Source organism: Verrucomicrobium spinosum DSM 4136 = JCM 18804, from assembly GCF_000172155.1.
GTDB lineage: Bacteria > Verrucomicrobiota > Verrucomicrobiia > Verrucomicrobiales > Verrucomicrobiaceae > Verrucomicrobium > Verrucomicrobium spinosum.
Genome location: NZ_ABIZ01000001.1, coordinates 4,098,388 through 4,113,435 on the forward strand (window position 1 = coordinate 4,098,388; position 15,048 = coordinate 4,113,435).

General features: G+C 58.6%; 12 protein-coding genes. 6 read left to right on the plus strand and 6 right to left on the minus strand.

Annotation, left to right across the window (positions count from 1 at the left end):
* Window positions 1-28: 28 nt before the first annotated feature.
* Together hpf and VSP_RS16590 are read right to left on the minus strand one after the other, a co-directional pair.
* Window positions 29-376: a ribosome hibernation-promoting factor, HPF/YfiA family gene (gene hpf / locus VSP_RS16585; RefSeq protein WP_009962064.1), complete on the minus strand. Its 348-nt coding sequence runs from the start codon at window positions 374-376 to the stop codon at window positions 29-31.
* A 36-nt stretch (window positions 377-412) separates the two neighbouring features.
* The gene (locus tag VSP_RS16590) at window positions 413-1,315 is read right to left on the minus strand and encodes a LysR family transcriptional regulator (protein ID WP_009962066.1); all 903 of its coding nucleotides are present in this window, start codon (window positions 1,313-1,315) and stop codon (window positions 413-415) included.
* A 210-nt stretch (window positions 1,316-1,525) separates the two neighbouring features.
* On the opposite strand from VSP_RS16590, the gene VSP_RS16595 reads away from it, so the two are divergent.
* A complete protein-coding gene (locus VSP_RS16595) occupies window positions 1,526-2,221 on the plus strand; it encodes a zinc metallopeptidase (protein WP_009962067.1) in 696 nt (231 codons plus the stop codon).
* 53 nt (window positions 2,222-2,274) lie between these two features.
* Window positions 2,275-3,246 (plus strand): TerC family protein, encoded by a 972-nt coding sequence (locus tag VSP_RS35850; protein WP_009962068.1) that lies wholly within the window; start codon window positions 2,275-2,277, stop codon window positions 3,244-3,246.
* Between the two features lie 133 nt (window positions 3,247-3,379).
* On the opposite strand, the gene VSP_RS16605 is transcribed toward VSP_RS35850, so the two are convergent.
* A complete protein-coding gene (locus tag VSP_RS16605) occupies window positions 3,380-5,395 on the minus strand; it encodes an alpha/beta fold hydrolase (protein ID WP_009962069.1) in 2,016 nt (671 codons plus the stop codon).
* A 107-nt stretch (window positions 5,396-5,502) separates the two neighbouring features.
* Complete coding sequence (locus VSP_RS16610; protein WP_009962070.1) at window positions 5,503-6,837, minus strand: outer membrane protein assembly factor BamB family protein; 1,335 nt, start codon at window positions 6,835-6,837, stop codon at window positions 5,503-5,505.
* Between the two features lie 376 nt (window positions 6,838-7,213).
* Here VSP_RS16610 and VSP_RS16615 point away from each other — a divergent pair, with 376 nt between their 5' ends.
* The 4 genes from VSP_RS16615 to rfaD all read left to right on the plus strand — a co-directional run bounded on the left by VSP_RS16615 (window position 7,214) and on the right by rfaD (window position 10,803).
* Entirely contained in the window at window positions 7,214-7,717 is a 504-nt protein-coding gene (locus VSP_RS16615) for a hypothetical protein (RefSeq protein ID WP_009962072.1), read from the plus strand.
* 90 nt (window positions 7,718-7,807) lie between these two features.
* Window positions 7,808-9,220: a glucuronate isomerase gene (uxaC, locus tag VSP_RS16620; protein WP_009962073.1), complete on the plus strand. Its 1,413-nt coding sequence runs from the start codon at window positions 7,808-7,810 to the stop codon at window positions 9,218-9,220.
* Window positions 9,221-9,309: 89 nt separating this feature from the next.
* The gene (locus tag VSP_RS16625) at window positions 9,310-9,705 is read left to right on the plus strand and encodes a four helix bundle protein (RefSeq protein ID WP_009962074.1); all 396 of its coding nucleotides are present in this window, start codon (window positions 9,310-9,312) and stop codon (window positions 9,703-9,705) included.
* Between the two features lie 90 nt (window positions 9,706-9,795).
* A complete protein-coding gene (gene rfaD, locus VSP_RS16630) occupies window positions 9,796-10,803 on the plus strand; it encodes an ADP-glyceromanno-heptose 6-epimerase (protein ID WP_009962075.1) in 1,008 nt (335 codons plus the stop codon).
* Between the two features lie 51 nt (window positions 10,804-10,854).
* On the opposite strand, the gene VSP_RS16635 is transcribed toward rfaD, so the two are convergent.
* Together VSP_RS16635 and VSP_RS16640 are read right to left on the minus strand one after the other, a co-directional pair.
* Entirely contained in the window at window positions 10,855-12,525 is a 1,671-nt protein-coding gene (locus VSP_RS16635) for an ArnT family glycosyltransferase (protein WP_009962076.1), read from the minus strand.
* A 178-nt stretch (window positions 12,526-12,703) separates the two neighbouring features.
* On the minus strand, window positions 12,704-14,827 hold the full coding sequence (locus tag VSP_RS16640; RefSeq protein ID WP_009962080.1) for a polyribonucleotide nucleotidyltransferase: 2,124 nt from the start codon (window positions 14,825-14,827) through the stop codon (window positions 12,704-12,706).
* Between the last annotated feature and the right edge of the window lie 221 nt (window positions 14,828-15,048).

A 15,048-nucleotide genomic window follows, 5' to 3' on the forward strand; every position in this document is an offset into this window, starting at 1 on the left:
CCCTACGTCAGGAATCCAGCATCAATGCTTATCCCTGCTTTTTGGCCCTCTCCTTGGTTTTCTGGGTGGTTTGGCGGCGCTTGTCCACCAGGGCCGTCTTGCGTTTGCGCAGTTGCCTGGCCAGCACACTGGAGGCCTTGTCCAGCGCGGCATAGAGATCGGCGTCTGCCACGTCGGCATGAATGTCCGGCCCTGCCACGGCGAGGTGGGCTTTCACCCGGAAGCGCTCCTTGGGCTTGGTGGTCTCATCATGAATGAGGACCACATGGGTCGCGATGATCTCGCCGAGATTTTCAATGGCCTCGATCCTCTCCGCTGTGTACTGGTGAATGGCGGCAGTAAGCTTCAGATTGCGCGGGCTGATGTGGATTTGCATGGTGTATGAGGAAGGGGTTGGCTGAATGGTGATCCATCAGGATCTGACGAAAAGGCGCAGCTGCGCATTTTGCGTCACGGCCATGGTAGCAGGATGTCGCAGCTTTCGCTCACCAGTAATTGCGAAAAACTCGCTCTGGATGGCGTCCAGTTCAGCGATGACCTGGAAGCCATAGCGTTTCACCGCCGATTCCACGGCCACGGAGGGCAACGGGAAGAAGCCCTGGGCCTCCAGTGCGAACACCTGCATGAAGGCGGGGTCGTCGAACTCAGCGATGATTTTGGGCTGCAGGATGCGTTCCTCGAACCACTTGTCCACCTGACGGCGCATGGCGGAGTGCTCCGTGGGCAGCAAGGCGGGGGCCCCATGCAGGGACTTGGGAAAGCCCTGCCGCAGCTTTGCGGCGATCTTTGCCGGGGCGCACAACGTTATCCCACATGATCCCAGAGAATGATTGTGAGCTTTGATCTTTGCGCTGCTGGGGGCAGGCTCATCGGCCAGGATGATGTCCAGCTTGTGCGCAGCAAGACGCTGTAGCAGATCTCCCAAATTCCCCTCATGGCAGATGATGCGTGATGGCTCAGGCAGGAAGAAGACAGGTTTCAAAATCTCACTCGCTGCGGATTTGGGCACCGTATCGGTCAGCCCCACATGGAACGGGGCCAGCTTGGCATCGCGATGCTGCACTGCTCCCAGCAAATCGCGACCCAGGGAAAAAATCTCCTCGGCATAGTCAAACACCACCTTGCCGGTTTCGGTCAGCACCTGTCCCCTCCCACTTTTACGAAATAGGGCGGTCCCCAGAGCTTCCTCAAGCTGATGGATTTGGGCACTGATGGACGGCTGGGAAACCCCCAACTCCTCTGCTGCCTTGCGCAGGCTGCCTTCGCGGGCCGTACACCAGAAATAGCGCAAGTGATGAAAGTTGAGCCAGTCCATGGGAATTGCGACGGAGGAGTATTGTTAACTTTAAACTAAGTATCATATAGAAACTAAGTATCAAACAAAGTTTCACCTCTATGCTCTAATCCTGCATGCCTCCTTCCTCAAGGTCAGGCATGCAACCCCCAAGAACTCAAAAGAACCCCACTCTAAAAAGCCCCCACCCCTTTCCTTAATTCAACCCGATAACCCTAGAAACTCACTATTATGCTAGCTGCCATTCTACTTTTTGTCGGCACTCTGCTGCTGTCCCTGTGGGCGCAGTGGCGGGTGAAGAGCGTTTACAACCGCTACCTCCAGGTGCCAGCCCGCTCCGGGGTGACCGGGGCCCAGGCTGCCGCACGGATCTTGCATGAGTCCGGCATCCACGATGTGGAGATCGTGCCCCACGATGAGATGCTGGGGGACCATTACGATCCCACGAACAAGCGTCTCGTTCTTTCCAACGCCAACTACTATGGCAATTCCCTGTCTTCACTGGGCGTAGCCGCTCATGAAGCGGGGCATGCCATCCAGCACAAGGTGGCGTACGCACCCCTGCACTGGCGTATGGCCGCGGTGGGCGTGACGAACTTTGCCAGCCAGATCGTGATGTGGCTGCCGCTGATCGGTATGTTTACCGGTATCTTGAGCGCCTACACTGGCGCGATGATCATGGGCCTCGCGTGGGGTGTGATCATGCTGTTCAACCTCGTCACACTGCCGGTGGAGTTTGATGCCTCCCGTCGTGCCAAACTGGTGCTGGCAGACATGGGCATGGTGGAAGGTTCCGATGAAGGCAAGGGCGTGAGCCGCGTGCTGAGAGCCGCAGCGTGGACCTATGTGGCCGCCTTTATCACCTCTCTCGCCTACCTGCTGTGGCACATCGCTCCCCTGCTGTTTGGCCGGAACAACGACGAATAAACAAATCACCCTCAAACTAACCAACCTGCCCTAGCGTTCCCTCCCTACTCCTTATGACTCCCATTTGGTGGTTCATCTTCTCCGTATTTGTTCTCGGCATGCTCGCCTTGGACCTCGGTGTCTTCCACCGGAAGGCGCACGTGGTCAAGGTCCGCGAGGCCTTAACCTGGACGGCCATCTGGGTGGCCCTCGCACTGCTCTTCAGTCTGGGTATTGCGATGGGCTATGTAGGTGCCTACCCTGAAGGTCTGCAGCAGCAGGCCTCGTTGGAGTTCCTCTCTGGCTATGTGCTTGAGAAGTCTCTAAGCGTGGACAACGTCTTTGTCTTTGCCCTGCTCTTCGCCTACTTCAAGGTCCCCCAGCTTTATCAGCACCGCGTGCTGTTCTGGGGCATTCTTGGTGCTCTGGTCATGCGGGCCGTGTTTATCTTTGCCGGAGTCGCTTTGATCGAGCGCTTCCACTGGATTCTCTATATCTTCGGCGTGATCCTGATCGTGAGCGGTGTAAAAATGTGGATGTCCAAGGACGTGGAGATCGATCCCGCCACCAATCCCGTACTGCGCCTGACGAGACGCCTTTTGCCGGTGAGTGAAACCATGCATGGCCAGGACTTTTTTGTCCGCCAGGGTGGCAAGCTCATGGTGACGCCTCTCTTTGTCGTCTTGATCTTCGTGGAGTGGAGTGACCTGGTCTTTGCCGTGGATTCCATCCCGGCGGTGCTGGCTGTCTCTCGCGATCCGTTCATTGTCTTTACCTCGAACGTCTTCGCCATTCTCGGCCTGCGCTCCCTGTACTTCGCCCTTTCAGGGGTGATGGACCGGTTCCACATGCTGCACTACGGCCTCTCGGCCATCCTCGCCTTCGTGGGGGTGAAAATGCTCATCGTGGACTTCTACAAGGTGCCGATCGGCATCTCCCTGGCAATCATCACTGCCATCCTCACAGTCTCGGTAGTCACCTCCTTCTACATCCCGCCGAAGAAGTCGGAAGCGGCTCCTGAGCCGGACAGTGGTGGCGCAGCGTGATCTGCGGACGATTAACCACCCCTTCCTCCAAGTAACAGAAGTTAAGGCCGCCCGAATCCCGGGCGGCCTTTTTTATGGGGGCACTCAGGTCGTTTCCTTGTACACTCCCAGCCAATCTTTTGCCCTCTGTGGTTTATGGGTTTCTTGGTGCCACCTTCCAGCTGGCGTCGAAGAATCCTGCATCCACCACGTTCCCTGCCCTCTCCGCATCCGGCGGAGTGGTGATGTCGATCACTGCCCAGTCAGGGAGCTTGGGGTTTTGCAGAGAGTTCGTGCGATCATGTGCTTCGCGGAAGGTGAGGCCGGAGTTGATCACCACCATGCCCTGGCCGGGGGCGGAGGGCACCTCGGGATAAATAAGAACAGGCACATGGCTGCCAGAACTGAACCGATTCCCGCCCACCGTGACATCGCCACCAGACCACTTCACGGGGAGGCCGGAGAGACGCTGGGCGATGCAGGAGTTGGACAGGTCATCCCCCCAGAGGATGAGATTTTCACGAGTGGCAAGGCTCTGGCCTACGTCGGAGGCCTTGGCCACCAGAGGGTCGCCACGCATGAGTTCCTTCCACCGACGGATGAAGTGTTCGCTCTCTGCCTTGACCCAGGCATCCACTTCAGGGCTGCGCCCCGGCTTGTCAGGCAGCACGATGACGAAGCGGTTAAGAAGGGCGTCCTCGATACAGGTGCCTCCACTTTTGACCATGGCACGATCTGCACGGCTTTTTCCCGAAAGATTCCACGAACCATCCGGCTGCTTGGTGAGAAGATAGTATTGAGTCTGCCCGCGGCCAGCTTGAAAGGCACGCGTCTCTGCAAAGGTGCTGGATGCGCCATCAATCACGACTGTCCGGGTGGGGCCTGAAGTCTTCCAGGGCACGAGCATCTCGAAGGACTCCACGTTCTTGGTGGTGACCGTGATCGTGTGGCCCACCTCGTCGAGCCTCGCTTCCACCCGGGTGTCCAGCATGGGCTCCTTTACCTGTACCACCTGGAGCCAGTGCATGCGGGCGTAGCGGGCGGAGCGAAACTGCAAAATCACTTGATCGGGCTGGAGATTCCGGCCAGCGGCCACGGCTTTTTCAACGATGGCAGCCACTTGGTCACGCACAGCAGGGTCGTACTTGTGTCCCATGCCTGGACCGATCAGATGCTGCAACTGGAAGCCCTGACCCGCGAGCACCTCCGCCATGTACTCCGCCGTATCCCGCTGGGCGTCGTTCTCCCCGCTGTAGGCGACGAGCGGGACGTTGAAGAAGTTGCGCGCATAGTCCGGAACATCATAGACTCCCCACAGAGTCTGCTCATACCACGGCGCGGAGAAGCCAGCGGGCTTCTTCCCGGGCACGCGGTTCAAGTACCGCTGCACATCGGCAAACCCAGCACCAGCGTGCACACAAGCCCATTGATCCGCATAGTGCGCCCCCATGTGCCATGCTCCAGCTCCACCCATGCTGAAACCCATCAGCGCCACCCGGAGGGGATCGCCGTTGAATCGCTTCAAGGCATCGCTCCGGCATTCAAAGACATCCGTCTCCCCTGCCGATTTGTAGCCGTTGCAGAAGCGTCCAAAAGGGTGCACGACAATGGCGTTCTTGGGCCGGAATTCGCCGCCTTTGGAGCGCATGCGACCGGCGATGAAATGCAGGTCTGTGGCCGTATCTCCCCGCCCATGCAGCCATATCCACAGTGGCACTGCCTTTTTGCCCCGACCCCACTCCAGGCCCTCCGGGATATCCACGCCATACGGTTGGGGTGAGTCATCAATGTTGGAGTAGAATCCCAGCACTTTGGAGCCAGCTCCCTCCAGCCAGGGAGTCGTGTCGTTTTTGAGGCCTTCAATGCGACGACGTGCTTCGGCGAGCTGATCCTGCGCCTTTTTCACCCCGTCCTCCGGCTTCTTGTCATACCATTCACCGAATTCCAGCGCATATCGCACGGCCTTGAGAAAAATGTCCGCATCAGCGGCCCGGTTGTGTCCACGAACTGATTCAAACTCCCTGCTCACTGCCGCGAGTTCTTGCTGCAGCGACGCCTGCAGGTCTGAGGGAATCTCCTTGGCAGGAGGGGGCAGCACACGGTCAAACGCCGCAGCCGGCAGGGCGAGACCACCGGTCAATGCCAGTAAATAGAAAGCCAGGTGTTTCATGATGGGATGAGGTCTGCGAAAAAAATGGGGCGGACGTTAATCATAACGTCCGCCCCCAAAGGCACACAAGACAAGAGAAGGAAAAGCGCAGTGCCAGATTTGCCCTGTTATTTGCCAACGCAATAGAGGCGGTCCTGAGCGCGAATGTAGAGATTGCCGTTCGCGACCACCACGCACGCCCGGCAGATTTTGTCATTATTGGTGGCCGTGGCACCTTCCTGCCCAAAGGTGGCCTGGTGCACGATCTCGAAACCGGCGGTTCCGGCCTTCACGACGAACACATTGCCCATGAAGTCGATGGCATAGATTTTGCCGTCAGCGCCTGTCGGAGAGGCCTCGATTTTGACTCGCGTGGGGAACTCCCCCCGCCAGAGCACCTTGCCAGTCTTGGGCTCGACGCAGGCCAGCGCCTTCCGGTCACTGTCCAGCACGTAGAAGTTCCCCTGGTAGAAAAGCGGCGTGCTCACGTCGCTGCTGACCTCTTTGCTCTCCGAAGTCCAGGCAGGCTCCACGGTGCCCGTGGCATCCAGCTTCAAGCCGTACACCGGTTCCTTTTTCGGGGCGCAGAGGAGGGCGATCCCGTCCCCCGCCACAGGCGAGGGCACATGCCGCCAGTGTCCAATCCGGGACGGATTGTAGGAAACCATGCGCCAGAGCTCCTTGCCGGAGGCAGCGTCATGACAGGTCAGGGTGTCTCCACCAGAGATCAACATGAGCCGACGGCCGTTGTGCGTGTGAAACACCGGGGTGCTGAAGGCTTCCAGCGACTCTGCCTGGGCCTCGCTGGGGCGCACTTGCCGCCAGATTTCCTTCCCCGTCTTGGGCTCAAGGGCAAGAATGTAGCTCTCGTTCTTTCCATTGGGATCCCCTTTCTGAAGTCCGTGGAATTCAAAGGCCTGATTGCGTTGCAGCACCTGGATGTACAGGCGCTCGTTGTCTAAAACCGGGCTGCTGGAGTAAGTCCACTGGGTGCCGAAATTGCCGTAATCCTTGCCAAGGTCTCGTTTCCAGACCTCCTTGCCGGTGAAGTCATAGGCGACAAGCACGCTGGTCCCGTAGAAGAAATAGACCAGATTCCCGTCTGTGCAGGGCGAGGGGGAGGCCAGGTTGCTGCGGTCATCGTGCTGGTAGCCATCGGTCACTTCGTGGCTCCAGCGGACCTTGCCCGTCTTGCCATCCAGGCACATGGCCATGAGCTTTTGGGTGGCCGGGTTTGAGGAGCTCACAAACACATGATCTCCCCACACTGCTGGCACGGAGGCAGCGGGACCGGGCATGTCCGTCGCCCACTTGATGCCATCGGTCTTGCTGAACTTTTCCGGCAGGCCGGTTTCCGGGCTCGAACCATCTTGATTGGGGCCGCGGAACCCAGGCCAGTTTGCGGCTGAAAGCGTGGCACAGGTGGCAAAGAGCCACACCGGAATGAATCGGGAGTATTTCATAGGCATAGGTAAAAGGGATGAGCGGAAACCGGCCAGACCAGACGAAACCAGACCAGTGCAAGGAAGCAAACAAGCAAATCTACTAACGGGCCGAAGGACAAGGATTTTAGCACCAGGTTGGACAGAAATGGGCACTGAAAATCTTACAGACGAAGGGGAGAGCCTAAGGTGTCCTGATACTTAGGTTTAGTTAGGCACATTCCTTATGTCTCTACTTGCCCCAGAATTTTCCAAATCTATAGTCCCAATGAACTGTCGGATCTTCATAATAATTATTTTTAGAAGCTGAATCGGTCAATTCGCTTGTAATTATGGTAATTATAGTTAATGATCCGGAGAAATCGACCCCTAAGAAAAATTTTCAGCCGCCAACAAAATGAGAGTGTGCTCTTTCGAACTCGCCACGGAGAACTACTCGTCCTTCCTTACCAAGGGGTTCGGTACGGTTCGAGTCGGTCGCCGCACGAACACTTTCGGATTCCAGATCGCCACCACCAACCCAGCTCCCCACCCCACCCTTTTGTTCGCCCTGCGGAGTGATGGCGGCGAGTTTCCTGTGGAGTTTGGCATCCGCATCAATTTAGCCACCGGTGAAATCACCGACACCGCCAACAACTCCGGACTGATTGGGTGGCTTGACCCCTCCCTTTGGCCATCGAGCATCGCTCCGTATCCATTGGTGCTCCGCTGGGAGGTGGAAAATACCGGCTTGGCGCTCATCCCCCGATTGATCATTGGGGATGAAGAATGGCTCTACCCTTCGGTCCACTCCCCGGGAGAAGCCTGGTTCACAGCCACAGCAGGGCACGACCTGGAAAACGCAGAGATTGGAGCCGTTTTCTCACCTGCCTATGTCTGGTGTGAAGACCGGATGAATTGACCCGCTCCGGCAGGCCCTTGCAGGCGCGGAGCCTGGGCATCTCATGCACTTCCTGCTTGAGGTGCCCCTTCTGACGCGTTAGGTCGGGACATGGCATTCATCCATGACGACTTCCTCCTGACGACCAAGGCAGCGCGCCGACTGTATCATGAGTTTGCTGAGAACGAGCCGATCTACGACTACCATACCCATCTGCCGGTGGACGAGATCGCGCGTGACCAGCGCTTCGAGAGTCTCGCTCACATCTGGCTGGGAGGTGACCACTATAAATGGCGGGCTATGCGCGCCAACGGAGTGCCTGAAACCCACGTCACGGGCCAGGCTCCTTGGAAAGAGAAGTTCCTCGCATTTGCCAAAACGGTTCCCAACACGCTCCGGAATCCCCTTTATCACTGGACCGCCCTGGAGCTCAAGCGGTTCTTCGGCGTGGACGAACTCCTGAGCGAGGCCACCGCAGAGTCCATCTGGAACCGTTGCAATGAGCAACTGGCGACGCCCGAGTTCTCGTGCCGGAACCTCCTCACCCGCTCGAATGTACGCGTGGTGTGCTCCACCGATGATCCGACGGACTCTCTGGAACATCACTTGGAAGTGGCCAAACTCTCGAGTTTCCCTGTAAAGGCTTATCCAACCTTCCGCCCCGACGCTGGCATGCGGTTGGAAGATTTGAACGCCTGGAATACGTGGACCAACAAGCTCGCTGAAGTGAGCGGCGAGGCCTGTGATACGCTTGACTCCTTCCTGACCGGCCTCCGCAAACGACACGACTTCTTCCACTCCGTAGGTGGTCGTCTCAGCGATCACGGACTCACGGCGATGGACACAGAGACGGCGACGGACGCCGAAGCCAAGGCTATCTTCGACAAGGCCCGCGCCAATCAGGCTCTCACCGCCAGCGATGTCATCCGCTTCCGTTCCTATCTGATGCTCTACTTCGGCCAGCTCGATGCGGAAAAAGGCTGGACCAAGCAGCTCCACCTCGGGGCTCTGCGCAACACGAACACGCGCCTTTTCAACCAGCTTGGGCGCGACATCGGTTGCGATTCCATCGACGACCCAGTGCACGCTGCCGGGCTCAAGTTTTACCTCGATACCCTGGAACAGCGCGGCCACCTGCCCAAGGTCGTGTTGTACAACCTGAACCCGAAGGACAACTACGTCTTCGCCACGATCGTCGGCAACTACCAAGGCAACGACCAGGGGATCGCCGGAAGGATGCAGTTTGGCTCCGGCTGGTGGTTCCTGGACACGATGGAAGGCATGGAATGGCAGATCAACTCCCTCAGTTCCACCGGCCTCCTCAGCCGCTCCGTGGGCATGCTGACCGACTCCCGCAGCTTCCTCTCCCCACCCCGCCACGAGTACTTCCGCCGAATTCTGTGCAACCTCGTCGGCCGCGACGTCGAAAACGGCCTCGTCCCCGACGACTACGACCTCGTCGGCACCATGATCAAGCGCATCTGCTATGCGAATGCGCATGAGTACTTTGGCATGGACGTTTGAGGTAGTTTAGACGCTGCGCTGGTTGAGACGGTGCCGCCGGAGGCGGCACCTGTTGAGACACGTCGTTGGTTGAGACGCTTCGCTGGATCATGAATGAGAACGTTCATCGCAAACAGTTCCCTTTTGAAAAGCTTGGCGTCTGGCAGGACTCACGAAGCTTGATCACAGAGATCTATAGACTAACTCGAACCTTCCCGAAGACCGAGGCATTCGGTCTGGTTTCGCAACTGAATCGAGCGAGCGTTTCCGTAGCATGCAACCTGGCTGAAGGAACCGCCCGCACCAGTGCCAAAGACCAAGCGCATTTTTCTCAACTTGCGTACAGTTCCCTCATGGAAGTGGGTTGCCTTGTTGCAGTCAGCGCTGATCTCGGCTTGATCAGCGAAGAAGATCAGGCACGTATTCGCAGCGCTACCTTTATGTTGTCAGCTCGCATTCACAATCTCCGCAAGTCCCAACTCTCCCGCTCTGACAAACCAGCGTAGCGTCTCAACCAACAACGTGTCTCAACAGGTGCCGCCTCCGGCGGCACCGTCTCAACCAGCGCAGCGTCTCCTCTTTCCTCCTCCCCTTCCATGCCATCCTCCCGTATTCTCGTCACCGGCGGTGCCGGCTTCATCGGTTCCGCACTTGTCTGGGCTCTTAACCAGAGGGGGGAGGAGAACATTGTTGTCACAGATTCACTGGGCACGGATGAAAAATGGAAAAACCTGGTGGCTCTAAAATATGCTGACTATCTGGATGCAGCGGACCTGCTGGAGGCGGTCGCGAACCGCCCAGAGTCGCTGGGCAAGTTCGATGTGATCTATCATCTGGGGGCGAACTCTGCCACGACGGAGCGGGACGCGAACCACCTGATGAAGAACAACTTCGAGTACACCAAGGTGCTGGCCCACTGGGCCATCGCGACCGGGGCGAAGTTTGTGTACGCCTCCTCTGCGGCCACCTACGGGGACGGTGCTCACGGCATGGATGACAAAATGCAGGACATCTCTGTGCTTCGCCCGCTTAACATGTACGGGTACTCGAAACACCTCTTCGACCTCTACGCTCAGCGTGCGGGCATCGCCAAGCGGGTCGTGGGTCTGAAGTATTTCAACGTGTACGGCCCCAATGAAAACCACAAAGGCGACATGCGCTCCGTGGTGAACAAGGCGTTCGACCAGATCCTCACCAACGGCAAGGTGCAGCTCTTCAAGAGTCACCGCCCCGACTTTAAGGATGGTGAACAAATGCGGGACTTCCTCTACGTGAAGGACGCCGTGGCCATGACCCTTTTCCTCGGCAACCATCCCCTTTCCGGCGGACTTTATAACCTGGGCTCTGGCTTGGCGCACACTTGGCTACAGCTCGTCACCGGCATCTTCCGCGCCCTGGAACTCCCACCACACATTGAGTTCATCGACCTTCCCGCCCACCTGCGGGAGAAGTACCAGTACTACACCTGTGCCGACATCAGCAAGCTACGCCAGCTCGGCTACAAAGACGCCATCACCCCGCTGAACGATGCCGTAGCCGACTATGTCCGCTCCTACATGGTCCCTGGCAAACTCCTGGGGGACGGTGAAGCGAGGATCGGGTGAAACCACGCAAGACGATGACGATGGGGAAGGTGGGGGACACCTTCCTCAGACTCATTTTTGCTTCTCCTGATCGCGCCCGGCAAAGCGGATGAGCACCATGCGCTCGCCCCGCTTGCCTTGATCACCCCACGTGCGCTCAAACTCCGCGACGGTCTCTGCCGGGCCGAAGCGACGTTCAAACCAGGGACGGAAACCTTCGTCCGTCTTGGTGCCGGTGAGCATCCAGCGGAAAGGCTGATCTTGAGGAACCTGTTCCAAAGTATCCAGCTCCAGCGAGGTTTCAGGCAGATAGAATGGGTAAGGCATCTGGCCCAGGTGAAAGATCAGAAGGCGTCCTTCGGAGGTGTCCCCCATCGCTTTCCGAATCGCGAGCGCCGTAGAGCGCACATCCTCCCGTTGGGACATGATGTGGTGGCCGATCCGGACGAATGCACCCATGAGCATGGCAGCGGCCAGCGCTGTGACGAGTGTCAAGGACACCACCGCGAGCGTCCCCTCTTGTTTCACCTGGCGCAGCAGCACCTGCGTAAGGACAGTGATGCCAGCCGCCCACGCGGCCACAGCAATGAGTGAAGACGGCCAATAGAGAATGGCGGCGACGCCGATGGCCACCATCGCCAGGACAAAAAAACCGCGATTGATCCAGTGCCAAACCGTGCGCTGCCGTTGGGTAGCCTCGGCACCTCCCTCAACGAGCACCCAGGCGATCATCAAGAGCACCGGTGCCAGCAGCGGCGCCACATAGCGCGCGCTCGAGCTGGGAATAAGAATCATGAAAGCGAAGCCCGCGACCACGCCCCATTTCAGGCCGTCAAAGGTCTTGCGTGATTCGAGATCCCCAAAGGCGCGTTCCAAAGCAGCCTTGCGCCACCAGAGCGGCACCAGCAGGATCCATGGCAGGAACATCACCAGTGCCTTGGGCCCACGGATCAGCCAGTCAGAGGCACTGGTCTTTTCCTCACCCGTCACGCGGCTGGAGACCTCATTTCCCCAGGTGCTCAGCACATCCATCTTCTGGATGCCCATAAGCTGGGCGTACGAGGATATGAAGGGGAGCGCCCAGGCGAGAGTGATCGCAAAGAACAGCAGCAGACCTGCGAGATGCGGGAGGCTGAACAATTGTTTCCAGCGGCTGCTGGCCCAACAGGCACCGACGACCGGCAGGTAAAAGAAGAGCAGATGCATGGGCCCCTTGGCCAGCATGGCCAGCCCCAGGAAAAGCCCCACCCACAACCATGCCGCCCACAGATTGAGTTTGCCCTTGAACCCCGCCATCCACGCTGTGAAGGCCAGCCCTGTGAAGGCAATGTAGTAAACTTCGATCTCCGCGATCCGGCCTTTCTCAATGACCCCTACGCTTGCCAGAAAGAACAATCCGCCCACCAGCGCTGCCTTGTTCCCCATCCAGCGGCGGGAGAACCCAAACATGCCCAGGCTCGCCACCAGAATCGTCAGCACACTCGGGAGTCTTGCCGTCCATTCGTTCACCACTCCAGTGGTCTTGAAGCTCACCGCACTGATCCAGTTGATGAGCGGTGGCTTGCGGACATAGGGAAGCCCTCCTGAACGGGGCACCAGCCAGTCGCCATTCTGCAGCATGTTCCGACCTGGGATCGTGCGGCGCCACTCCTCCCCTTTGATCTCCAGGTCTCCTAATCCGGGCAAATAGATGAGAGCCCAGAAGACGAGAAGGATGAGACGTGCGGTCCAGGTGGAATTCATGCGAGGGATGGAACGGGACAGTGGTGGCGAGAATGCGCTGCATTTCAAGCAGTTGCAGCGCTGCGTGGCACATGGTGATCGGAACTGGCGTTGAGCTCCATGGGCCGTAAAAACCAAGAAGCCCCAAGTCCCCGCCAGGGAGGACTTGAGGCTTAAATGACTGTCAGGGGTCCGGGGCTTAGCCCACGGCGGCGGTGTCTTTTTCCTTGAGCACGGCCTTGCGGCTGAGCTTCACGCGGCCCTTGTCATCCACACCGATGCACTTGGCGGTGACCACGTCACCCACCTTGACCACATCTTCCACCACGTTGACCCGGAAGTCAGCGAGTTCGGAGATGTGAATCAGGCCGTCCTTCTTGCCGCCGAGCGACATGAAGGCACCAAAGTTGGTCGTGCTGACCACGCGGCCCGTGTAGTTCTTGCCGACTTCGACTTCACCCACGGTGTTGTTGACGAGCTCAAGCGCACGCTCAAGGGCTTCCTTGGAGCTGGCATAGATGAGGACGGTGCCGTCGTCATTGATGCTGATGTCCGCACCGGACTCGGCCTGGATGGCCTTGATGTTCTTGCCGCCAGGCCCAATGAGTTCGCCGATTTTGTCGGGGTTGATCTTGGTCTTCTCAATGCGGGGAGCGAACTCGCTAAGGGACTTGGGAGCAGCGATCGCGCTCTTCATCACTTCGAGAATGTTTGTGCGGCCGGTTACCGCCTTGGCAATGGCTTCGTTGAGGATGCTCAACGGGATGCCTGGCAGCTTGAGGTCAAGCTGGAAGCCGGTGACACCCAGCTCGGTACCGCAAAGCTTGAAGTCCATGTCGCCAAAGTGATCTTCGCTGCCGATGATGTCGAGCATCGTCAGGTAGCGGCTCATCTGGTTGTTGGCGTCGTACTCGCTGACGAGGCCCACGGAAATCCCGGCCACGGGGCGCTTGAGAGGCACCCCTGCGTCGAGGAGGGCCATCACACCAGAGCAAACGCTGGCCATGGAGGTGGAACCGTTGGATTCCATCACTTCGCTGGACACGCGCATGGCGTACGGGAAGTCTTCGGAGGAAGGGACCACCGGCTCCACGGAGCGCTCGGCGAGTGCGCCGTGACCGATTTCGCGACGATTCTGCCCGCCGAAACGGCCGGTTTCACCCACGCTAAAGGGAGGGAAGTTGTAGTGAAGGATGAAGCGCTTGGTGGTTTCGCCACCGGCGTAGTTGTCCATTTCCTGGGCTTCGTCGAGCGGGGCCAGAGTGGCCAGCGCGAGCGCCTGGGTTTCGCCACGGGCGAAGAGGGCCGAGCCATGGGACCGGGGAATGAGGCCGGTCTCGCCGCTGAGGGGGCGGAGCTGGTCGATCCCACGACCGTCGGCGCGGGTCTGCTTGTCCAGGATGGCCACGCGGAAAGCCTTCTTCTGAAGGTAGTCGAACGCCTGGCTGATTTCAAAATTGCCGGACTCGGGATAGCGGGCCTTGATGGCGGCTTCCACTTCATCACGCAAGGCTCCCACGGCTTTGCTGCGCTCGACCTTGCTGGGGCGATAGATGGCACCCTCGATACGGCTGCCTGCGACTTCGTAGGCGATCTCAAGGAGTTCGTCCTTCACCAGCATGAGAGGCACTTCGCGCTTCACCTTGCCAGCCTTGGCGCGGAGCTCTTCCTGCACAGCCACGAGCACCTGCACGTGTTCCTGGGCGAAAGCGAGTGCCTTGATGAACTCGGCTTCGGGCAACTCATTGGCGGCACCTTCAATCATGATGACCTCGCTCTTGTTCCCCACGTACACAAGGTCAAGATCGCTCTTGGCGCGCTGGCTGTGAGTGGGGTTCAACACGAACTGGCCGTTCACACGACCCACCCGCACGGCACCCACGGGGCCTGCGAAAGGAATGTCGGACACGCAAAGGGCGGCGGAAGCGCCGTTGATGCTGATGATGTCAGCATCATTCTCGCCGTCTGCGCTCAGCAGGAGGGCGACGATCTGGGTGTCGTAGTAGTAGCCCTTCGGGAAAAGCGGACGCAGTGGGCGGTCCGTCATGCGGCAGGTGAGGATTTCCTTCTCGGTAGGACGGCCTTCACGCTTGAAGTAGCCACCGGGGAATTTGCCGGCTGCTGCTGCCTTTTCCTTGTATTCGACGGAAAGCGGGAAGAAGTCCTGGCCTTCCTTGACCTTGGTAGCGGACACAGCGGTCACGATGACGATGGTGTCACCCTGACGGACGGTTACGGCACCGTCAGCGAGTTTCGCCAGTTTGCCGGTTTCGAACGTGATGTCGCCGTTGGGAAGCGCGGCTGTGATAGTGTGAATAGACATGGTCTAAAATCTTTAAGATTAACGTTTTAGGTCGGATTGCGCCCGGGCGATGGTTCAATCTGCTCCGGTTGACGGAGACATGAGTGACGCCTGCCTGAATTGATGGGGAGGCAAGTGCCCGGTAACGCGGGCGGGTTGGCATCCGTCCAACCCGTTTGGATGCGAATGCTGATGCTAAAAACAGGAAAAGGGCCGCTCGGGAAACAGCTCCCGGTGCCCGT

What these genes read in the sequence shown, in the direction of transcription:
- VSP_RS16635 (WP_009962076.1), bottom strand. Translation starts at nt 12,525, where the DNA reads ATGAATTCCACCTGGACCGCACGTCTCATCCTTCTCGTCTTCTGGGCT.
- VSP_RS16605 (WP_009962069.1), bottom strand. Translation starts at nt 5,395, where the DNA reads ATGAAACACCTGGCTTTCTATTTACTGGCATTGACCGGTGGTCTCGCC.
- rfaD (WP_009962075.1), top strand. Translation starts at nt 9,796, where the DNA reads ATGCCATCCTCCCGTATTCTCGTCACCGGCGGTGCCGGCTTCATCGGT.
- VSP_RS16590 (WP_009962066.1), bottom strand. Translation starts at nt 1,315, where the DNA reads ATGGACTGGCTCAACTTTCATCACTTGCGCTATTTCTGGTGTACGGCC.
- VSP_RS35850 (WP_009962068.1), top strand. Translation starts at nt 2,275, where the DNA reads ATGACTCCCATTTGGTGGTTCATCTTCTCCGTATTTGTTCTCGGCATG.
- uxaC (WP_009962073.1), top strand. Translation starts at nt 7,808, where the DNA reads ATGGCATTCATCCATGACGACTTCCTCCTGACGACCAAGGCAGCGCGC.
- VSP_RS16610 (WP_009962070.1), bottom strand. Translation starts at nt 6,837, where the DNA reads ATGAAATACTCCCGATTCATTCCGGTGTGGCTCTTTGCCACCTGTGCC.
- hpf (WP_009962064.1), bottom strand. Translation starts at nt 376, where the DNA reads ATGCAAATCCACATCAGCCCGCGCAATCTGAAGCTTACTGCCGCCATT.
- VSP_RS16625 (WP_009962074.1), top strand. Translation starts at nt 9,310, where the DNA reads ATGAATGAGAACGTTCATCGCAAACAGTTCCCTTTTGAAAAGCTTGGC.
- VSP_RS16640 (WP_009962080.1), bottom strand. Translation starts at nt 14,827, where the DNA reads ATGTCTATTCACACTATCACAGCCGCGCTTCCCAACGGCGACATCACG.
- VSP_RS16615 (WP_009962072.1), top strand. Translation starts at nt 7,214, where the DNA reads ATGAGAGTGTGCTCTTTCGAACTCGCCACGGAGAACTACTCGTCCTTC.
- VSP_RS16595 (WP_009962067.1), top strand. Translation starts at nt 1,526, where the DNA reads ATGCTAGCTGCCATTCTACTTTTTGTCGGCACTCTGCTGCTGTCCCTG.